11 protein-coding genes are annotated in these 20,234 nt (G+C 48.8%); 3 read left to right on the forward strand and 8 right to left on the reverse strand.

Features of this window, described 5'->3' with window-relative positions:
- Positions 1-12: 12 nt before the first annotated feature.
- Positions 13-1,965, reverse strand: coding sequence for a hypothetical protein (locus EXT46_RS06220; RefSeq protein WP_130145984.1), 1,953 nt, complete (start codon positions 1,963-1,965; stop codon positions 13-15).
- A gap of 144 nt (positions 1,966-2,109) precedes the next feature.
- The gene (locus EXT46_RS06225) at positions 2,110-2,970 is read right to left on the reverse strand and encodes a hypothetical protein (RefSeq protein ID WP_130145987.1); all 861 of its coding nucleotides are present in this window, start codon (positions 2,968-2,970) and stop codon (positions 2,110-2,112) included.
- A 295-nt stretch (positions 2,971-3,265) separates the two neighbouring features.
- Here EXT46_RS06225 and EXT46_RS06230 point away from each other — a divergent pair, with 295 nt between their 5' ends.
- Complete coding sequence (locus EXT46_RS06230) at positions 3,266-3,763, forward strand: hypothetical protein (RefSeq protein WP_130145989.1); 498 nt, start codon at positions 3,266-3,268, stop codon at positions 3,761-3,763.
- On the opposite strand, the gene EXT46_RS06235 is transcribed toward EXT46_RS06230, so the two are convergent.
- Positions 3,746-4,948 (reverse strand): anhydro-N-acetylmuramic acid kinase, encoded by a 1,203-nt coding sequence (locus EXT46_RS06235; protein ID WP_130145991.1) that lies wholly within the window; start codon positions 4,946-4,948, stop codon positions 3,746-3,748. The genes EXT46_RS06230 and EXT46_RS06235 overlap by 18 nt on opposite strands.
- A 213-nt stretch (positions 4,949-5,161) precedes the next feature.
- Here EXT46_RS06235 and EXT46_RS06240 point away from each other — a divergent pair, with 213 nt between their 5' ends.
- Complete coding sequence (locus EXT46_RS06240; RefSeq protein WP_045980615.1) at positions 5,162-6,463, forward strand: NAD(P)/FAD-dependent oxidoreductase; 1,302 nt, start codon at positions 5,162-5,164, stop codon at positions 6,461-6,463.
- A gap of 10 nt (positions 6,464-6,473) precedes the next feature.
- Here the strand turns inward: EXT46_RS06240 and EXT46_RS06245 are convergent, their stop codons facing one another.
- The 5 genes from EXT46_RS06245 to EXT46_RS06265 form a co-directional block, all read right to left on the reverse strand.
- Positions 6,474-7,232: a transporter substrate-binding domain-containing protein gene (locus EXT46_RS06245; protein WP_165381068.1), complete on the reverse strand. Its 759-nt coding sequence runs from the start codon at positions 7,230-7,232 to the stop codon at positions 6,474-6,476.
- Positions 7,233-7,333: 101 nt separating this feature from the next.
- Positions 7,334-9,949, reverse strand: coding sequence for a glycosyl hydrolase family 18 protein (locus EXT46_RS06250; RefSeq protein ID WP_130145995.1), 2,616 nt, complete (start codon positions 9,947-9,949; stop codon positions 7,334-7,336).
- Positions 9,950-10,060: 111 nt separating this feature from the next.
- Complete coding sequence (locus tag EXT46_RS06255; protein WP_130145997.1) at positions 10,061-11,659, reverse strand: lytic polysaccharide monooxygenase; 1,599 nt, start codon at positions 11,657-11,659, stop codon at positions 10,061-10,063.
- An 82-nt stretch (positions 11,660-11,741) separates the two neighbouring features.
- Positions 11,742-14,915: a glycosyl hydrolase family 18 protein gene (locus EXT46_RS06260; RefSeq protein WP_130145999.1), complete on the reverse strand. Its 3,174-nt coding sequence runs from the start codon at positions 14,913-14,915 to the stop codon at positions 11,742-11,744.
- A gap of 569 nt (positions 14,916-15,484) precedes the next feature.
- Complete coding sequence (locus EXT46_RS06265; RefSeq protein ID WP_022946957.1) at positions 15,485-17,044, reverse strand: PAS domain-containing methyl-accepting chemotaxis protein; 1,560 nt, start codon at positions 17,042-17,044, stop codon at positions 15,485-15,487.
- Positions 17,045-17,613: 569 nt separating this feature from the next.
- Between EXT46_RS06265 and EXT46_RS06270 the strand changes: the two genes are divergently transcribed.
- Positions 17,614-20,232: an endo alpha-1,4 polygalactosaminidase gene (locus tag EXT46_RS06270; protein WP_165381069.1), complete on the forward strand. Its 2,619-nt coding sequence runs from the start codon at positions 17,614-17,616 to the stop codon at positions 20,230-20,232.
- Positions 20,233-20,234 lie beyond the last annotated feature (2 nt).

Here is a 20,234-nt window from a genome sequence, read left to right on the forward strand (position 1 = left end):
GCGCCTCACGTGTTATACCAAGTTAAAACTCTTAACGTCATTACGTTGCCAGTCATCAACAATCGCTTGTGCAGCGTTATCCAGCTCGTGTCGTTCGCTATCCGTTAAGCGCTTTATACGCGCATCTATGTCCTCTTGTGCGCTCCACGCGTCCTGACCTATTAGGTTGTAAGCAGCTACCAAGGTGAATAGCGGTTGCCCTGGCTGTGGAATGCCCCCTAAGTCCATGTAACTTAGTACCCCTGTAAAGCACCCTTGCTGAGCGGCTGTGAAATAGTGTTCCAACGCGGCTTGCTCATCATTGTTCATGTAAGCCAGTGCTCCCTGAAAATAGCTGGCCGTTGCCATGTCTTGAGGACTACTTTGCTCGCTAGTTATCGCCTCTGTTAGCTCGGTCAGACGTGCAACGTAATGTTTGTTATCCAGTTTCAGCGTGTCACTTTCTAAATCGGAAACAAAGTCATCAAGCTCATGCTCTGCAAAGGGGTTTCCTTTTGGAAGAATACGCACTTGCTCGGGCTGCCCCGCACGTCGAGGGAATACCTGAGTGCGAATATAGCCTCCCGTATCGGGGTTTTTAAACCAGCCAACTAAGGTATCAAAGCCTGCCGCCCATTCATCCACGCGCTGTTTGAGTGTGGCGAGATACTCATCAATTTTAGCTGTATCACCTTGCACATCGTGCAACACTAAGCGAATAGTGCCATTAAAACGCTCATCCGGTTTTAAACCTTGCTCAGCTAAACAAGGGCCGCTGCGTAATAAGCTCAGGCTGTGCTGCATGGCCAGCTTACGTACCGTAATTTCACCAAAACGAATAGCATCATCAAGCGATTCTGTGGTGATATCTATATGTAGCTCACATTGCTCCGGCGTGCCTTCAGCCGCAACAAAGCGTGAGGAAATATCAGGAGTGGGTTCAAACTCTATTGGCGCATCCAAATTATTTGGATCAAGTTCAAGCAAAAAGGTATTACCTACTTCTTTTCTTGGCTGACTGGCATAGAAGTAATACAAACCACTAGCTTCATCTTTACCCATAAAACGCTTGATATGAATACCCTGAGGTAAAGAGATCTCTTTTTTTAACGTTAAATCACTAAGGTTATATATAAACAAACTACCTATAAGGTAACTAGAATAAAATAGGCTATCACCATCAATATAGGTCGATGCACTCTCTAATACTAAGCCTCTTTCCCTTTGCTTATAGTTACTAACGTCGACAACATCTAGCACATCACCGTTGATAGGGGATAAAAAGTAAACACCATCAAGGGACGAAACTACTAAGGCTTCTTTATATATAAAACACTCTTTAGCCTTAAAGTCGTACTCTTTAGTCCACTTTTCTGCACCATCAACCTGCATAAGCACTCTAATTTTCGTCTTTCTTTCTTCTTTTTCGTCACTAGGTGAAATAAATAATACTGAATCATCAAAAAGTAATGGGGGAAGGGCCCAAGGTTCATATCTAGGAAGCTTATAGTCCCAAATCAAATCAAACTTCTTATCTCTTTTTTGAAAACAACTTTTTTTCCTTTCCCCCTGAATATATATAAAACCACCCCTAAATCTTACCCCTTTTGTTTTTTCAGTGAAGACGTAAGAGCCTTCTTTACAGTTAGAAACAATACCTCCATGGGACTCATCCTGGTTGTAATGTAAAATAAAATCATCCTCGAACGCTATTAAGTAGCTTGGATCTATATTTGAAAGCTCTTTTCCCAACCAACTTTCAGGCTTTACTTGATCGTATAAGAAAGTGCCAGATTCGAGCTTATAAACCGGGACATTATCACCATTTATTCCAACACACTGTTTGAATTTTGTTCCTTTATATGAATTATCTAAAACCCACTTGCCATCTATTTTTTTAAATAATATTATTTCAAGAAGACTAGCTTTTACTTTTCCGCCTTCGGAGTGCAAGTAGCCTAGACTATCGCTGAAAAAAAGTTTCATTTATAGCTCCCGTACCAAATTCTCAAAGGAAATCACCTCAAATAGCATTTCTTCTTCAACCTTTTTCAATAAATAAGATTTACACAAACTCCGGTAAGTCCGCTTCATTGGCGAAGGTTGCGACAACCACTACGACATTTTCCATTAGGCTGTACCCTCCTTGGCGGCTTTAATATAAGGGGCGAGTAAAGCATGCACTGGATCAGGCAAGTCTGCTTCATTGAATAAACGGGTAAACTCTTGCGCTGTTTCCACAACACATTTCGGATATTTGTCCGGACAATCAGTGAACTTATCAAGATAAGTAAACAGGCTCACTAAATTCCTCTTCATCAGTTTTGACTTAAATTCTGAATGCTTTATATATTTTAGCGCACTAATACAATAAGAAAGGCGATACCTATAAATATAGTTTGGGTTTGGAGCAGCCATATATTTATCGAAAAATAACGTCAGCCTATTAATAGCTAGAGCAAATTTTTCACTGCATGCCTCACTAAGCCTCTCCAAATCTTCATGTTTTACACAAGACTTATACCAAGACTCCTCCTCTACCGAAGCAGGTAATAATAATTCGGCCAGTAACTGCTCTTTACCCTGAAAAAAGCTAGTTTCCCCCTCATCTGTCGCACTTTTATGAGTTGCATAATCTAGATCACAAAGCTGTAACAAGCGCTCTCCGCCGTTGTAGTAGTCTTTAACTCTGTCATTTGAGTTTCGTGTACCCGCTTCATATTTATCAAGTTCCTCAACAATATACGAGCGCTCAAAAGAGGGATGAAGCCAAACGGTTATCATACCAACGTGAAGCACTTTACAACGCACTTCACCGTAATTATTCACCGTTCTCAGTGGCTCCTTATCCGGGCCGTACAGGAAATACTCTTTTATTAATTTAACGTCCTGTGGAGTATAAAAACGCATTTCCTTTAGCGACTCTTTCACTTCTTTCCACTGTGCTTTGCGTGCTTTTAGCCATATTTTATCGTCTGGGTACCAACTCATAATCTTCCTTGTTTTTTAATTATATTTTTGCGGAAATAACAATGGATCGAGCGTAAGTCATTGACCGAGCACATATTGCTGGCTGAGAAGAGTTCATTCCATTGAGTGACAGCTCACTTAGCTGTCTTCCCTTTGCATGTTAATACGCGATAAACATATCGCAAAGAGCAATAAAAACAAAGAGCCAGCTCTTATCAAGCGGTGTAGAAAAAATCGCCATCACTTTCCGTTAAGTCATAAAACTGTCATTTAACTGCGGCATAATTGTGCGCAAATTATCAATATTAAGCAGGATATGGCGCAGTATCGCTCCCCTCTCGCTGTGTTCGCATTGCGAAGCGAAGGATTATTATCAGACTTTGAAACTTTGGCTGCCCGGCCAACCACTCTGGGCGGTGCAGGTGTGCCTGTACAATTGCTGTGTCGGTTGCCCAGCAGTGCGCAGCAAGGCGATGCGCTGCAGGCCAGTATCACCTTTGCACAGCAACGTGATGCCCAACTTTTGGCACATCAGCCATTGCATTACAAAGATATCGACAGCGGTATGGTGGCTTTGACCCTCTGCGCGCATAGCACGATGAAGGGTGAGTGTGAGTATGAACATGCACAATTGCAACTTACGCTACATGGCCTGCACAACACCGTAAAAGAAAGCGCGCAATACACCGTGCATATTCATCCGCAAGCGCAGTTAAGCTCGCCACAAATGATGAATTGCACCGGCCTGCGCCAACGCCTCGGCCAGTATTGTCAACGCCTGTGGCGCAGTACGGCGTCAGTCGGGAAAGCTTAATTTACCCATAGAGATTTGCGGCATTCCCTCTGTGTCCGCTGCTTTCGCTGGCTGACCGGCAAGGGTTTCATTGGCGAGTAAGGCAAACAACACCGCCTCTTTGGCGTCAGGGTTCATGCCCAGCTGCGTCAGTGAATCTAGCTGCACCTGCTCACCGCTGAAATAGGCAATGCGCGCCATTAGCAAAGGGTTGTGCACACCGCCGCCACTGGCATAGACATGCAGCGGGCCGTGGAATTTCGCCAACCGTGCTAACTGCGTTCCTACTTGATAAGCCGCAAACTCACATAAGGTTGCCAGCACATCTTCATGAGCCAGGTACGTTTCCCCGAGTGCAGCTTGGCACTGTGCTAAATAGGCAAGATTAAACACTTCCGGCCCCGTGGTTTTGGGCATGGCGGCGTGCAAAAAGGGATGCTGCGAGAGCTTAGCCAAAAGAGGCTCATGCACCTGCCCCTGCTGCGCCAGGGTGCTATTTTCGTCGAATTGTCGTGGTGCAAAATAGCGCTGCACATAGGCATCGAGCATGGTATTGCTAGGGCCAAGATCAGCACATAGCGTATCGCTCAGCTCCCCGGCCTTGGGCAGCAAGGTTATATTGGCAATGCCCCCTAAGTTTAACAACACCCGGTGCTCGTGGGCGCTAGCAAAATAGAGGTAATCGCCATACGCGGCCAGAGGCGCACCTTCACCGCCTGCGGCGATATGCTTTTGGCGAAAATCACTGATAGTCAAAATACCGCTGGTGCAGGCAACATGGCAGCCATCGCCAATTTGTAAGGTGGCATTAGGGTAATCATCCAATCCATGCTGAGCTTTAGGGCAGTGGTACACGGTTTGCCCGTGACTGGCAATGGCATCGACCTCATCCGCATTGACCTGCCACTGTGCTAAACATTGCTTGACCAACTGGCCATGCAAGCGCCCCACCCACGCATTTAATAAGGTGAGATGTTGTAAATCGATATCGCGCTTGGCGAACACTTGACGCAGTCGTTGCGAATACTCCTTCGGGTAGGCACAGGTGGTGAAGTGCTCAACCTCAATACGGGTATCACGACCCGTACCGCTGACCCGGCACATTGCCACATCCAACCCATCCATTGATGTGCCGCTCATCAGGCCGATAATCGTGCGCTGCGGCTTGGCACTGAGCTCATATAGGGCATGAATATGAGGATGCATAAGGGCTCCATGGAATAATTTATGACAACAAAATAGCCTGTTTATTATCATCATTCAATCTTTACGCTGCGGATGACATTGCCGCGCGATAGGCGTAAGCTAGGAGTCGGAAATCCTCAAAAACAAGCAGTTAGCCCCTGGGTTAATGATACCCAAGTGCATTTAAGCGGTACTGGGCGTGCATTTGGGTATGCAATTTTTGAGGAATAAACCATGAACCAAGACTCTGTGGAGCGTATAATTGTTATTGGCGGTGGTGCTGGCGGACTCGAGCTGGCAACCGGTCTAGGAAAGTCTCTAGGCAAAAAAGGCCGCGCTGAAATTGTACTCATTGATAGAAATCGCACCCATATATGGAAGCCGCTGCTGCACGAAGTCGCGACGGGCTCTCTTGACGCCAGTTTAGATGGCGTGGTGTACTCGGCCCATGCCGCTAAGCATCATTTTCAATTCCAACTTGGCACCTTCTGCGGCCTAGACCGCGACAGTAAACACATTACCTTAGCCCCGCTTCGCGACGAACGCGGTAACGCTATTCTTCCCGAGCGTACTCTCAGCTACGACAAGCTAGTAATTGCCATTGGCAGTGTCAGTAACGATTTTAATACCCCTGGGGCGCAAGAGCATTGCTTCTTTTTAGACTCGGTCAAAGGAGCGGAGCACTTTCAGCATACCTTATTAGACAGTTTTACCCGTTTGCAGCAAGGCGAAAGCGATAAAAGTGCGCTTAATGTGGCGATTATCGGCGCTGGCGCGACCGGTGTGGAGCTCTCCGCCGAGCTTTACCATGTTACCAATTTGCTCAAAGCCTATGGCCTTAACAAAGTCTCCAAAGAGCGTTTAAAAATTCATTTACTGGAAGCAAGCCCACGCATCTTACCGGCTCTGCCAGATAAAATCGCAATCAAAGCCAGCAAAGAGCTGCAAAAAATTGGCGTACAATTGCACCTTGGACAAATGGTAAAAGGCATCGACGAACACGGTATTGATGTCGGCGATGAACGTTTGGATTGCGATATAAAGGTATGGGCCGCCGGTGTAAAAGCGCCCGACTTCTTACGCGACTTAAATACGTTTGAGCTTAATAAAAACAACCAAATTTTGGTTAATCAATACTTACAAGTGCGCGGCGATGACACACTTTTTGTGATTGGCGATAGCTGTGCTTTTGAGCAGCCAGATGGCAGTTTTGTGCCGCCGCGAGCACAGTCTGCGCACCAAATGGCCAGTAATGTACTTGCTAATATTAAACGTCAATATAAAGGCCAGGCGCTGCGTCCATTTCACTATAAAGACCATGGTTCGCTGGTCAATTTAGCGCGCTTTAGCGCGGTCGGGAACCTCATGGGTAATTTAAATAGCAATGTGTTTATCGAAGGTAAACTGGCGAGATGGATGTACATGAGCTTGTATCGCATGCATCAACAAGCCGTGCATGGCACATTAAAAATGATGGCCTTATGGATAAGTGAAAAAATAACGCGGGTGGTACGTCCAAAGATGAAACTGCACTGAGGCATCAAGTTTAGGGATGCGCAGCACCCAGCTGGTTTTGCAATAACGCCGTGATAGCCTGTTGCTGCGCTTCAATGGCTAGATTGAGCTCGCGCATAAAGCCTGTGTTACTTAGCTGATGGCTAATAAGAAAATGAATAGGTTGTGCCGAGACTACCTTGGGGTGCAGCATCAGTTGCGCGCCGCCATACTCGCTCAATAAATGCCTGGCGACCTGCTCGTCTTCTATGGTGACATCAGCACGGCCCGCTTTGAGCATTAAGTAACGCTTCACCGGCTCACTCACGGTTTGAATCTGCTGTTGATAACGGCTTTGTTGCACCAGCGTTTCCACTTCTTCACCATAATAAGCGCCTGGGGTGTACACCAGCGTTAGGCCACTTTGCAGCATCGCCTGTAAATCGGCTAAAGCAGATGCTTGCACTCGCTCGCTGACAACCAAACGCACAATTTCTTGCCGATAAGGTGCGCTAAATTGGCCGATATCTTGGCGATAAGCGGCGAAACTCACCCCACTGAGCAAGTCAATTCTCCCAGCGCGCAGTTCATTCATAGACCGTCCGGCACTGGGCAAACGCACGTAGTTAAAACAACGGCCCATACTCTCTAGTAATAAAGTAATAATGGCCATGTCTAAGCCGCCGATATGGTCATTCTCAATCGAAATATAAGGCGGCCACTCGCTGTTTACGCCAACTCGAATAGGGTTTGTGCACTGGCCAAACGCGGTGCTAGAGAAAAGTAAAATAATAAGCAGAAATTTGCCCACGCACATCTCTGTGGAAACAACCTTAAGTATCCATGAGTATGGTGGCGAACATGAAAAAGGGCAACTTTCGTTGCCCTTGGTCTCTCAAGTAGGAATCTTATTTATAGCTGGTTCCACACAGCGGCAACGCCAGGTTCTTCACCTTTTGTCCACCATTTAGCTTCAAAACGTGCGCCGTTATAAGACACAACATCACCGGTGTTGTAGATAGCCGATGCACTCCAAACTAGGTCGCCGTTACCGTCTGTGGGTGCTGATACTGGCTCCCAAGGACCACCCAAGTCAGGTTGGTCGCCTTGAGTCCACCATTTAGCACGATACTCAACACCGCCATAGATCACCGTATCACCACCGGTATACACAGCTTGTGCATCCCAAGTGTCACCCGGTGTGGTGGCGCCTGAATCGGTCACCGTAACGACAAAGCTCTGGCTGCTGCTGGCTTGACCATCACTGACAGTAACCGTGACGGTATAACTTGTATCCGCATCCACAGGGTCCGCACTCAGCGTCGCACTGGCACCGCTACCAGAGAGCGTCAACCCAGCTGGTACGTCCCAGCTGTAAGTCAAAGCGTCATTGTCAGCATCGCTGGCAACCACGTTAACGGCTAGGCTTGCGCCCTCTTCGATACTGGCATCAGCGATAGCATCAACCACAGGTGCCGTGTTGCTGCCGCTGCCATCCGCTACAACATTAACACTCACCACTTTACTGACCGTGTCTTTGCCATCAGAAACCGAAACCGTCGCACTGTACTGAGTGTCTTGGCTTACTTGCGGCGCATTGATCACTAAAGTCGCTGAGTTTGCACCGCTCACGCTTAGCGCGCTATCCGCCTGCCAGCTAAAGCTGAGCGGGTCATTATCACCATCAGTGGCCGAGGCAGTAACTGACACCGAGCCACCGCTTTGCACCGTGACACTGCTGTCTACACTGAGCACAGGGCGTTGGTTGGCCGGCGGTACATCACCTAAACCTTCATGCATAGCATTAAGAATATCGCCATTATCGGCATCAATTTCCCATGCGAACAAACCACCGAGGTTATGTTGTTGCACGTATTGACCCTTGGCCATTACTGTTTGTGGGGTGTCTAAAGTGATCAGCTTACCGCTGCTGCGGTTCCACACATAAGCCGCTTGTGCTTGCGCATCATAACCCGCTTCAAAACCGTTAATACCTTGGAAGTTAGCACCGAGCATATTGGCTTTTACGCCTTTATAATCAATGACTCCATCTTCCCATACACCTTGTGCTGTGGTGCCTTTAAGCGGTCCATTACCAGATGCGGTCATCGGGTTGCCTGCGGTACTCGCGTTTTCAGGATACACACCTTCCCAACCACGACCGTACATAGCCACACCCGCCACTATTTTTTGCGATGGCACGTTTTGCGCTAGCAACAGCTGAATGGCGTTATCCATGGTGTAAGCCGGGCCTTTATAAGGCTGGCCATTTTCATCGGTGCCGGAGCCGTCACATTGACCCGGGCGGAAGTGTTCGCCACAATAAACGGCTGTTTGGTGTCCGGTCACATTGCTCCAAGCACCATAGAAGTCATAGGTCATGGCGAAGATGTAATCCATGTACTGCGCTGCGGTAGCATAGTCAACATCTTCAATCTTATCGTAACCCGCACCGATGGCTGACGTCAGCTCATACTGGCGGCCTGTTTCCGCTTCCAGCTCATCGAGCATGACGCGTAACTCACGCATCAACGCAATGTAAGTAGCGCCATCGGTGGTTGGGTCGCCAAGGTTCGGGTTAGCACCATCGCCCCCTGGGAATTCCCAATCAATATCAACACCGTCATAAAACTTCCACGTTTTAAGGAACTCTTTCATCGACGCCACGAAGGTATCGCGGTTGGCTTTATCGGTGAAATAGTAGAACGGATCAGAGAGTGTCCACCCCCCCACTGAAGGCACGATTTTCAGATCTGGATAACGCTGCTTCAGCGCCATTAACTGTGCATAAGTACCACGAATAGGGTCGTCTGCACTGACACCCGGTAGGGCTTTTTGCACTGCCGCCCACGGATCGTGAATAACTACTTCAAAGTCTTGTGAACCCTGACAAGCGGTATCAAGCGCACGCTTTGGCCCGCCAGTCAGTGAGTCATTCGGGCCACAAATCGGAATAAAGCCGTATAAAATGTGGCTAAGGTTTTGTGCTGGCATGTTAGTGACATCATAGTCACGACCATAAATGCCCCACTCAACAAAGTAGGCCCCCGTAACCATGCCTTGCTTTAAGCCATAGTCTTTGTTGTTAGGATCATAATCCATCGGTAACGGTGCTAGATGCGCGCCGTCGGTATCGGCAATGACGATGGGCTTGCCATCACTGCGCGCGCACACGGTGCCTTCACACAATTCAACATACAAGGTATGACGGCCAGCCTTATCATACGGGAAAGTGATCACGCCACTTTTAGTGCCCGCAGGCAGTGCACCAGAGTTCACAACTTGGTCATCAAAATAGACTTTATAGTTGTCACCGCCATCACCACTCCAGGCATTCCACTCGATGTTGATGTTGACTTGGTCTTGGCGACGTACCAAGGATTTATAGCCACCAGTGCCTTCTAAATCTACTTCAACAAAGGAGTACTCTTGCGGCTCCCAGTTTAAGCTCGGTGTCGAAGGCGCGGCAACGGCGACACCCGATGCCATAGCCAGCGTAATGGCTGCGGTTAATTGAGTTAATTTCATATCTTTCTCTTCTTGTTGTCTTATTAAAGGCTAAGCACGACGCATAGGTACTTGCCCGACTAGCGGCGATTTAGGCGCCTCCGTGTGTCCATCATCGCCATTGTTTACTGCTTAAAGTGCTTGCCAAACGGAGGCCTGACCCGGGGTATCCCCTTGAGTCCACCACTTGGCTTGGTATTGTTGCCCTTGATAGAGCACCGTCGCGCCACTTTCATAAGCGCGCTGACTATCCCATTGTGCGCTGCCAGCATCTTTGCTCAGCGTTTGCCATGCCGAGGATTGATCGGGTTGTTCACCTTGATTCCACCACTTCGCCTCATAGTCGCTGGCGTTGTAGCTCACCTTGTCGCCCGCTACATAAGTAGCACTGGCCTGCCACGCAGGGTAACTTGGAGCAGGGTTAGTGCTGGTATCGGTAACGGTGACGACAAAGCTTTGGCTGGTACTGAGTTCACCATCTGAGACAGTGACTGTAATGGTGTACGGGGTATCGGTATCGACATTGGCAGCGGTGATCGTTAGGTTGGCACCCTCACTGCTCATAGTCAGTGGTGCTGGCACATCCCAGCTATAGTTCAGAGTACTTTGCTCATCGTCAAAAGCATGCACATGAACGACACTGGATTGTCCTTCAGCCAAGGTAATATCATCAGGCTTAACCACAGTGGGCGCACTATTGCCTGGTGCCTGTTGCACACTTAAGCTATAGCTGTAGTTGGCATTGGTGGTGTATACCTGATTTACCAGCGGGTCGCCGCTTTGGTAGACCACTTGACCTTGCTGGTCTTGCAAACCAATTTGCATATATTGGCTGTAGTCGAGATTAAGCATAGCCGCGAGGTCTTGCTGCCAGCTTGCTTGGTTATCGGCGCTGACGGCAAACATTTGGTTAACTAGCTCTTGACCACTCTCGTCAAATAGCCGCACCCAAATAGAATCACCCACCGCCGGCGTTTGACCTTGTTGCAAGTAGTAACCAATGCTTTGCCACTGGCTGGGATCACTAGGCCCGCCATCACGCACTATGGTGATGTCACTACAGTTGTAAAACCCCTCTCCAGCTGCGTCATCACGCTGCCAGCGTGTGTACAAGATGGCATCACCTTGGCGCTCAGCGGGAATAGCGACATTCATTTCATAGTAGCGATGGCCCTCTGCGTCCTTGATAAAGTCGATATTGCCCACTTCTTGCACCAGCTCTAGATCGCTCCAGGCAAGTGTTTGCGTGGCGCCATCAAACCCGGGTTTGCTTAGGTAAAACTTCCAAAAGCTGGGGTTATGTGGAGTGGTCGCACGAAAGCGCACCTTAATCTCGCCATTAGCATTGGGGGTCACGTCACTGCGTTGCCAATGCGCTGAAGGTAAATTCATACCGCGCTTGTTGGTGTCTCCAGCGGCGCACAAGGTGCCATCGGGAACGCTGGCCTCAACCGCTGCTTGGTTGTAGTAATCAGCGGTGTTAACGGCAAATTCATGTTCTTGAATAAACTGAAAGTGCCCTGATTCCAAATAGGCTGCGCGACACGCCAAGTTAGGAATGTTGGAACCATCTTCTGGCCACCAATAACCGCCCTGAGCCTGACAAATAGCTTGGCGAGCCTTCGGGCTATCCATGTAACCATGGGCATAAGCTTGGCTGGCGCTGAGCGCAGCACCAACGGCTAGCGATGACACAGCCAGTGATAATAATTTCGCTTGTGGTGTTCTCATATCAATGTCCTCGTTGACAAAAGAGACCCGAGGCAGCCCTTACAGGGAGGGCATGGGGCCGCCTCAAGTCTAAGATGGCGAGTTACAGGCTACAGACCTGATCCCAATCAGCGCTGCTACCCGGCTCAGCAGAAGTCCACCACTTCGCCTTATAGACAGCATTACCGTTGACCATTAAGTCGCCACCCGCAGCATGGCTAGGGTTGCCGGCGTAGTCACTTTGTGGCCAGTTAGGATAAACGGGGATATCGGCAATCGCGGTGCCTTCACAGGTACCATCGCCGCTGCCATTGCCACCGCCAGTGTCGCCGCCGCCTGTTCCAGGCTGAGCATCAGGAAGGTGCGGGTATTGCGATTTAAAGGCATAGGTTTTGCCATTTTTCTCGATGGTAAAGTTTGCAGGACCGGTAATAGGCATGTAATACATTACCTGCGCATTCACCGTGTCACCTGGAGCAAAGGCTTTCTCTTGTCCGCCCCATTCGTTGGTCAACGTGATTGAGAAACGGTGGAACTCATTCTCAAAACCACCGATATTGTTACCTGCTGCATTCGAGCCATTGACGTCGACCGCCATGCCCAATTTCTCTTGTGCGTTCCAGTTAGACTTGAAAATGGCGGAGGTCGCCACTGGCACATCGAAAGAAATCTTGGCACCACTTAAATCAATGTTTGAGTTGTTAGTGAAAGCAAAGGTTGGAGCAATCGGGTAGTTGTCATCACCGACTGGAAAGTCCTTGGCTTCAAAGCTCACATCAACCGCTTCTGTTGGCACTACAAAATTAGTATTGCCTTGGTCAATGCTGTACGGCACGCCGCTTTGATTAAACTGATTATAAGCAAGGGTAGTGAGCGTTGAGCCCATGAAGTATTCGCCCTTGGCCTGGTCATAATCGTAGTCACCCGCCAATTCCCAGAACATAATGCCACCAATGCCTTGGTCGATAACGTATTGCACTTTAGTGGCCATTGATTCCTCGTCTTCCATAGACAAGAACACATTCTTATCGGCATTCCATAACCATGGCGCAACGGCCACGTTGTCATAATGACGCGTGTAGGTGCCAATCAGCTGATCATCTGGATCGGTTTGTGGCGTTAAACCGTAAGTTGCGCCATAGCTTGGGTAAATGCCGTTTTCTAAGTTCTTGGCATGCCAAAGAGGGTTAGAGCCTGCTGGCATTTCTTCGCCATTGGCATCTTTATCGTGCCAAAGGTTATCAATGCCAATGGCACCGTTACCGCATTTGTTTTGCTCGCCAACGCCCGTGCCTGCTGGACACTCGCTTTGGTTCGGCAGCGCCGCCTGGCCCCACAATCCATTGGTGCCACCTTGTACGTCTTTAAAACCACGGGTGTAATAAGGAATACCAATATTGATACGTCCTGCCGCTAGCGCGCCACGGAAATAGCGTACCGCCCAATCGGTGTTCAAATAGCCAATGCCTTCGAACTCCTTGGTGCTGTATACATTCCATTGCGCCAACTCCGAGTCTTCACCGGTGTCGTACAATGCCGCATTGTGCCCGACATGAGAGTTCCACGCGCCGTGCAAGTCGTAAGACATGATGTTGACGTAGTCTAAGTATTTAGTGACCTGAAAGGTCTCCATACCCCGCAGTAGGTAACCCGATGACGGTGAAGCAATCGTGAGCATATAGTGCTGACCATCTTGTTCACCCGCTTTATCAAGCTCTTCACGTAGCACCTTCATCAATTCTTTGTAAGATGCATTGAGACTAGCGCGCAAAGGGTTGGAGATAGCAAAGTCATCTGGGTGACCAGAGTCCTTCATTGACGATGGGTATTCGTAGTCAATATCCACACCATCGAAATCGTAGGTACGAATAAATTCAACCGCACTTTGTGCGAACGCGGCAATACCTGCGTGATTAATTGAGCCATCAGCATTGGTGGTCATGGTGTAGAAGCCACCGCTATTGACGCGATTGCCATTTTCGTCAAAATAACCGCCAGTTTCAGCCCAGCCACCAACAGAGATCAGCGTCTTCACGTCTGGGTATTGTTTCTTGTACTTGTTAAGTAGGTTGAAGTGACCTTTGTACGGCAGGCTTGGGTCCATTTCGGCGCCTGGTTCACCTGGCCATTCCATGTTCGTTGCTGGATTGCCTGGGGCACTGGGGTTACCAATGGACAACTTATTGTTGGCATCAACGTGTGCGAAGGCATAGTTAATATGGGTAATTTTATCCCATGGAATATCGTCAACTAAATAACTAGGTTGCTCATTGGCGCCGTTACGCCAACTGGTAAAGTAACCGATGATACGACGAGGGTGATCTGGGCCCATTAGCTCACGGCCGTCTTGATCATAAATAGTACAATATGGCGTGTTCACTCCCGGCGTTTGGTATAAACCTGCTGGGCGACAAGCGTCAACGCCAGTTCCTGGCTCAGACACATCTACCACGTTGATCACTTGAGTGGCCGTCCCCGTGGCCCCTTGATCGTCAGTCACATTGAGTACGAATTCAAATTGCCCCGTTGCTGGAGCCTGCCAAGTGTAAGCTTCACTGGCGTTTGCTGAACTCAGCACTTGGGTGCCATTCTCACTGAATGTCAGCGCGGTGACTTGGCCATCGCTGTCTGTGCCGCTGAGGGTAAAGTTCAAGCTATCTCCCACCATCACTTGCGTGGGCAGATTAGCAATTTGAATGCTTGCGCTTGGCGCTTCATTCACGGGGGTGCCGCCGCTTACGCTAACAGCATTAGCAAGAGCTGTAGATAGCGCGCCCTGATCGTCTGTAGCCACAGCGCTTATGGTCGCGTCGCCGGCTACAGCTTGCCACGTAGTGCTAAAGGGCGCGGTGGCATCAACCGCGATAGATTGATTATTAACGAAGAATTCTACCTGGCTAACTTGACCATCACTATCACTGGCTGACGCCTCGATGATAACGCTGTCATTTTCAGCAAATTGACTGCCTGCAGCGGGGCTCAACGAGGTGACCTCTGGCGCCTGGTTGACAGCGCTGTCACAAGCACCCAAAAGAGTCCAGTCTTGCCATTGTCCAGAATTCTCCACAGGATTCGTTTGCGTCCACCAGTTCGCCTCATAGGCACTGTTTTGGGCCTGGACTTGGCTTCCGCCAACGTAAGCGTCACCACTTTGCCACTGGGCTAAATTGCTGCAATCAACAGCAAAAGCACTGGCGCTGCTCATACCTAAGCTGGCAAAACACATCGCCAGGGCGCTGCGTTTAAAGCCGCTTTCGCGCATACTTTGTTTACTCATTTTGTTCTCCACGACGTAAGGTTTGTTGTGTTATTTTTATAACAATATATTTACAATGCTTTTAAAACTTATCACACCTATCCGGCTCTTCAAGCAATAGTCGACCACTTTTTAGACGTTTTAGTTCTAGAAGAACCGTTTGTTTATTCGAATAAATTGCTAAAAACTGGGGTAAGCATGCCACTTTATTCATTCAGTTTTTTGTAAGTTTGTACCTCAAAGCCGCGTGGAGTCTAGCAATCACAAAATGAACAAAAGATTAACCTTTGGTAAACAATTAGAGTTATATTGGGTACATATTTATTTCGTCTAGTTTATAACCAAAACAGTTTTTTAATAGCTTTGATGATAGAAAATGCAAAGAGTTATGCTATTTAGAAATATGACATGAACGTCAACGTTAATGCTTCTGCACACGTTGGTGGTTTTTACTTGCCGTTCACAAGCACTGGGCAAAGGGTTGACGGGGGAGTTAAGAGTGACACGTGTGCTAGCAGGTTCACCGCCATAAGCGTTACTCAGGCGGTGATAGGCCTAGTCAGCACGCTAGCGCGCTGACAGTTTAGGTATTAATCATGTGAGCGAGAGAAACGCACCACCAGCTCACAGAGCTCATCTGATACAGTTGTTAAGCGAGTAATAGCTTGTTGCGCTTGATCCGAGCTTTGCTGGCTATCATCAGCCAGGCCGGCAATACTGACCACTTGCTGGTTAATATCCTCAGCCACATGAGCCTGCTCTTCAACAGCCGCAGCCATTTGATTCGCCATGTCATTAATGTTGGCCACCGCCTGAGCAATACCACTGAGTTTTTCGGTGCTTAGTTGCACTTCATCAAGGCCTTGTTGCGACTCTTTACGCCCTTGCTCAGCAATAGTGACCGCCTGCTCACTGCGGCTATTGAGCTCGCTAATGATCCCTTGGATCTCCCCGGTCGATTTCTGTGTGCGTTGTGCAAGTTGCCTTACCTCATCAGCTACCACCGCAAAGCCTCGGCCTTGCTCACCAGCACGCGCCGCTTCAATCGCCGCATTGAGTGCCAATAGGTTGGTTTGCTCAGCAATTTGTTCAATCATTTGCGCCGCTTGCGCAATCAAGGCTGACTGCTCTGAGACCCCTTGTACCGAGTCACCGATTTGTTGCACCGTGTGCCCTAAGGTTTCAATAGATTGACGAGTCTTATCTGCCACTGCGGCACCTTCTGAGGCCAAATCATTGGCCTCGCTGGCTTGCTCAGAGGTCAGCTGTACATTTTGTGATACTTCGCCAATGGTGGCCGTCATTTCGTTCATTGCCGTGGCTACTTGCTCGGTTTGCTGATGCTGAGCGTCTATTTTCTCCCTCGCATCGACCGACATGGAATAGCTGCTGCTGGCATCTGCAGCAACACGGTTCGCGGCATTGTCGATACGCGTTAAGATGGTATTTAAATGCGCCCTGTCTGATTTCACCGCTACGCTTAAACGCCCCAAAGGGCCACCATGATCGCAGTAGCTTTGCACCGCAAGTGGGTCGCAGAAGCGATCGCCTATGAGTGTGTCTAAGCGTTTTTTCAAACGCACCCGGGAAAAGGTATTAAATCCGGCAAACACTAATACACTCACTAGGGCCACCGCCTCGGCGGCGACAGTATTGCCACTTAGGAAGATAATAAAAGCGACTGCGAGGGCAAGGCCCAAGGCATAAAATTCAGTATTGTTAGGCAGCGTGAACGTGCTTTTGTTGTCTCTGATGCGCGCGTAAAGTGCCTCTGCGCGGGCAACATCCTCACGTCGTGGGCTGGTGCGTACCGATTCATACCCTACCACTTTACCTTGTTCGGTAATCGGCGAGACATGGGCATCAACCCAGTAGTAGTCACCATTCTTACAGCGGTTTTTTACTAGCCCCATCCACGCTTTACCTTGCTTTAGATAACCCCACATTGTTTTAAACGCCGCAGGTGGCATATCAGGATGGCGGACGATATTGTGAGGTTGGCCAACCAGTTCGTCGCGGCTAAAGCCACTGATATCGACAAACGCTTGGTTACAATCAAGGATAGTGCCGTTTAAATCAGTGACGGAAATGAGCTTTTGCTCGGGAGGAAAACGCTTTTCACTAGCGGTGATGGGTTGGTTATTTCTCATTAATGATTCCCTGTTACGACGCCCGTGCCATGCTGCACGTATAAAACTCTATATTAACAAAAACTTATACTTCATAGATAGCATTTGCTTGGCAAAAAAATAGCAGCTGCCATACTAACAGTGATGGTGTTGTAAGCTGCTGTAATTTACTTAGTTCAGTCTAGTTAAGCTCTGCACGAAATTGCAAAGAATTCGCTGGGTACAGAGCCGTTGTCGATCAGTTTTGCATAAACAATACATCTTATCGGTAAGTTGTTTACCTTTGTTCACCCTAGGTAAATTATTGCGTAGACGCATTGCCCAGGAATGTGACATAATATCGGCAAACTCACCCTAAAGAATTAGTTTTAACAGCAACATTCTGTAGCAAGCTATTAAAGGGCTTACCCAGCCGCACATCGTCACTTGGTTTAAGTTAATTGGCAGTATTACTATTGACTAAATGTAAATTTGTTTTCACTGTGGTTGTTGCTCTGGTTGTCTCGGGTTTAATAGCACAGCCTACAAGAGCAGTTGCATCCACCCACTACGAACAGTCAATCGCTTTTTATTACGGCGAAGTTGACTCCGTGCGCGAGCTTATAAGCTATCAGCGGGTTGTGGTGTCACCGGAGCAGCTGTCAAAACGCCAGTTACAGCAATTAAAAAATGCCAATACGCAAGTGTATGCATATCTCAGTGTGGGGGAATACCTAGGCGCAGATACCCGGCTTTTAGACGCCGCAAGCATGGGCCGTAACAGCGCCTGGCAAGCCGAAATTATGGATGCGGCATCGCTTGTGTGGCGTCAACATCTGCAACAGCAAACTGAGCGCTATCAGCGCCAAGGATTCAGCGGTGTATTTCTCGATACCTTAGATAGTTATCAACTTGCACTGCCTCGCGAACAACATGCCTCGCAACAACAGGCGCTTGTCTCGCTCATCGATAATATCGCCACATCACTGCCGGTGATGCTCAATCGCGGCTTTGAATTGGTCGACAAGCTGGCCCAGCCGCCGCAAGCGGTGGTCGCCGAATCACTGATGTACGGCTTCGATATAACCAAGAATGACTATACTCGCCAAAGCGATAGCGATATCCAGTGGCTTCGCACCAAGCTTGAGCACATTGAGGGCTTGGGCATTGAGGCCATTGTGATTGATTACCTGCCAGCGGGTGTAGAAGCCAGAGTCGCGGCAGCAAAAGAAATCGCTGCTTTAGGCTTCACCCCCTATGTCAGCGACGGCTTATTGCAGCAGTTTGGGGTTTCTTTGCACTACCCTGTTCGTCGGCGAGTACTGGGGGTCTATGACTCGAGCGTAGTGCTAAAAAAACAATCTGCGTGTCATAAGTATTTAGCCACCTTAATCGAGTATCAAGGCTATGTTCCCCAATGCGTTGATATTCGTGATGGTCGCCTTGCACAACTTGACTTGAATCGGTTCGCCGGCGTCGCGTTTTGGCTCCCCCAAGCCAGTTATCAGCATTTAGATGCACAACAGCTGCTACTGCGCAGTATTTCTCAGCGGCCAACAGTCATTATCGGTGAGCTTCCCGATGATGAAGCCTTGCTAGCGCGTTTAGGGATACGTGAAAACGGCAGTTACATCGGCGCGCTTGAAAGTAGCGGAGCCAAGCTCACCTACCCCATGCCCCATGCTGCGCCCAAACAATTTCCTCGATATCAGTTAACTGATTCACGCACACCGGCGTTAGTGAGCATTAATGATAGCCAAGGCAATACGGGCGTGGGCGTAGCGCGTATGCCCTGGGGTGGGCTGTTTCTTGAACCTCTGACGGTCCAAGAGTTAATAGGCGATCGCAACCGTTGGCCACTAGAGCCATTTGCGCACCTAATGCCACTGTTTTCTCTTGCTGCTATTCCGGTGCCCGATGTCACCACAGAATCCGGGCTGCGCATCGTTACCGCGCACATCGATGGCGATGGTTTCCCCTCAGTCGCTTGGCTTCCTGGACGCCCCTATGCTGGCGCATCAATACTCAATAATGTGCTGAAAAAATCGCCCCTCCCCCATACGGTTTCAGTGGTTGAAGCGGAAGTTGCTCCTCATGGCTTATACCCTGACATTGCCAATGAACTAGAGGAAATAGCGCGGCAAACCTTCGCACTTGATAACGTTGAAATAGCTTCGCACACCTATAGCCACCCTTTCTTTTGGGACGACCGTATTGATGCGAAAGAAAAGCTCTACGGCGATTCCTTACCGGTCCCCAATTACACCCTTGATTATGACCGTGAAGTGTTTGGCAGTGTGCGTTATATCAACGAGCATCTAGCCCCTAAACATAAGCAAGTAGAGGTGTTCTTGTGGTCTGGCATGGCTGACCCAACCGCTGATGTCATTTCTAAAACCAGGCAACTCGATTTATACAACGTCAATGGCGGCAACACCTATGTACTCAACGACAACTACTCTATTGCCCAAGTATACCCACACCTAAACTGGTATAAAGACGGCATTCAAGTCTACGCTGCGGTGATGAACGAAAACCTCTACACAGAGCTGTGGACTGAAAACTACCGAGGCTTTGCCCGTGCCAGCGAAACCTTTGAATTACTCGGTGCGCCACGACGCTTAAAGCCTGTGAGCATTTATTACCATATGTATTCCGGGGTTTATCCTGCTTCTTTAGGCGCATTAGATCACCTCTATGGTTGGGTAGAGAAGCGCGAATTAACACCACTGTACTTAAGCGAATACGCCCACCGTGCGCGCACGCTTTATGAAACTGGGGTGGCTCGCGCCATTGATGATGATAATTGGCATATTACCAGTACCGGCGTGAAATCGTTGCGTGTCGCCAGCAATCAACTGCCAGATGGTGACAGTGAAGGCATCGCAGGGTTCACCCCAGGCCCGGATGGTAACTACATTACCTTAGTACAGCCACGCTCAACTTTATCGCTTAGCCAAGGCGATGCGGCAGCGTTTTCTAACCGTGCCTATTTAGCTAAAGCCAACGCGGTGATTGAACACTGGCAGTGGCAAGGAGCGAAGTTACGCTTTACGGTGCTGGCTCATCGTGATTTGCAACTAACGTTAGATAATGTCGCTTCATGCCAAGTAATCAAGCTCAGCGATCCCGCGCTTACGCTTGATAAAGCAGCTAATCAATGGACAATTCGCAGCACTCAGCGTGGACGCTACCATGTTGAGCTCCATTGCCCGGGGCAGGGTCAATAACG

It is taken from the genome of Pseudoalteromonas sp. CO325X, from assembly GCF_004208955.1.
In the GTDB taxonomy this organism is placed as follows: domain Bacteria; phylum Pseudomonadota; class Gammaproteobacteria; order Enterobacterales; family Alteromonadaceae; genus Pseudoalteromonas; species Pseudoalteromonas ruthenica.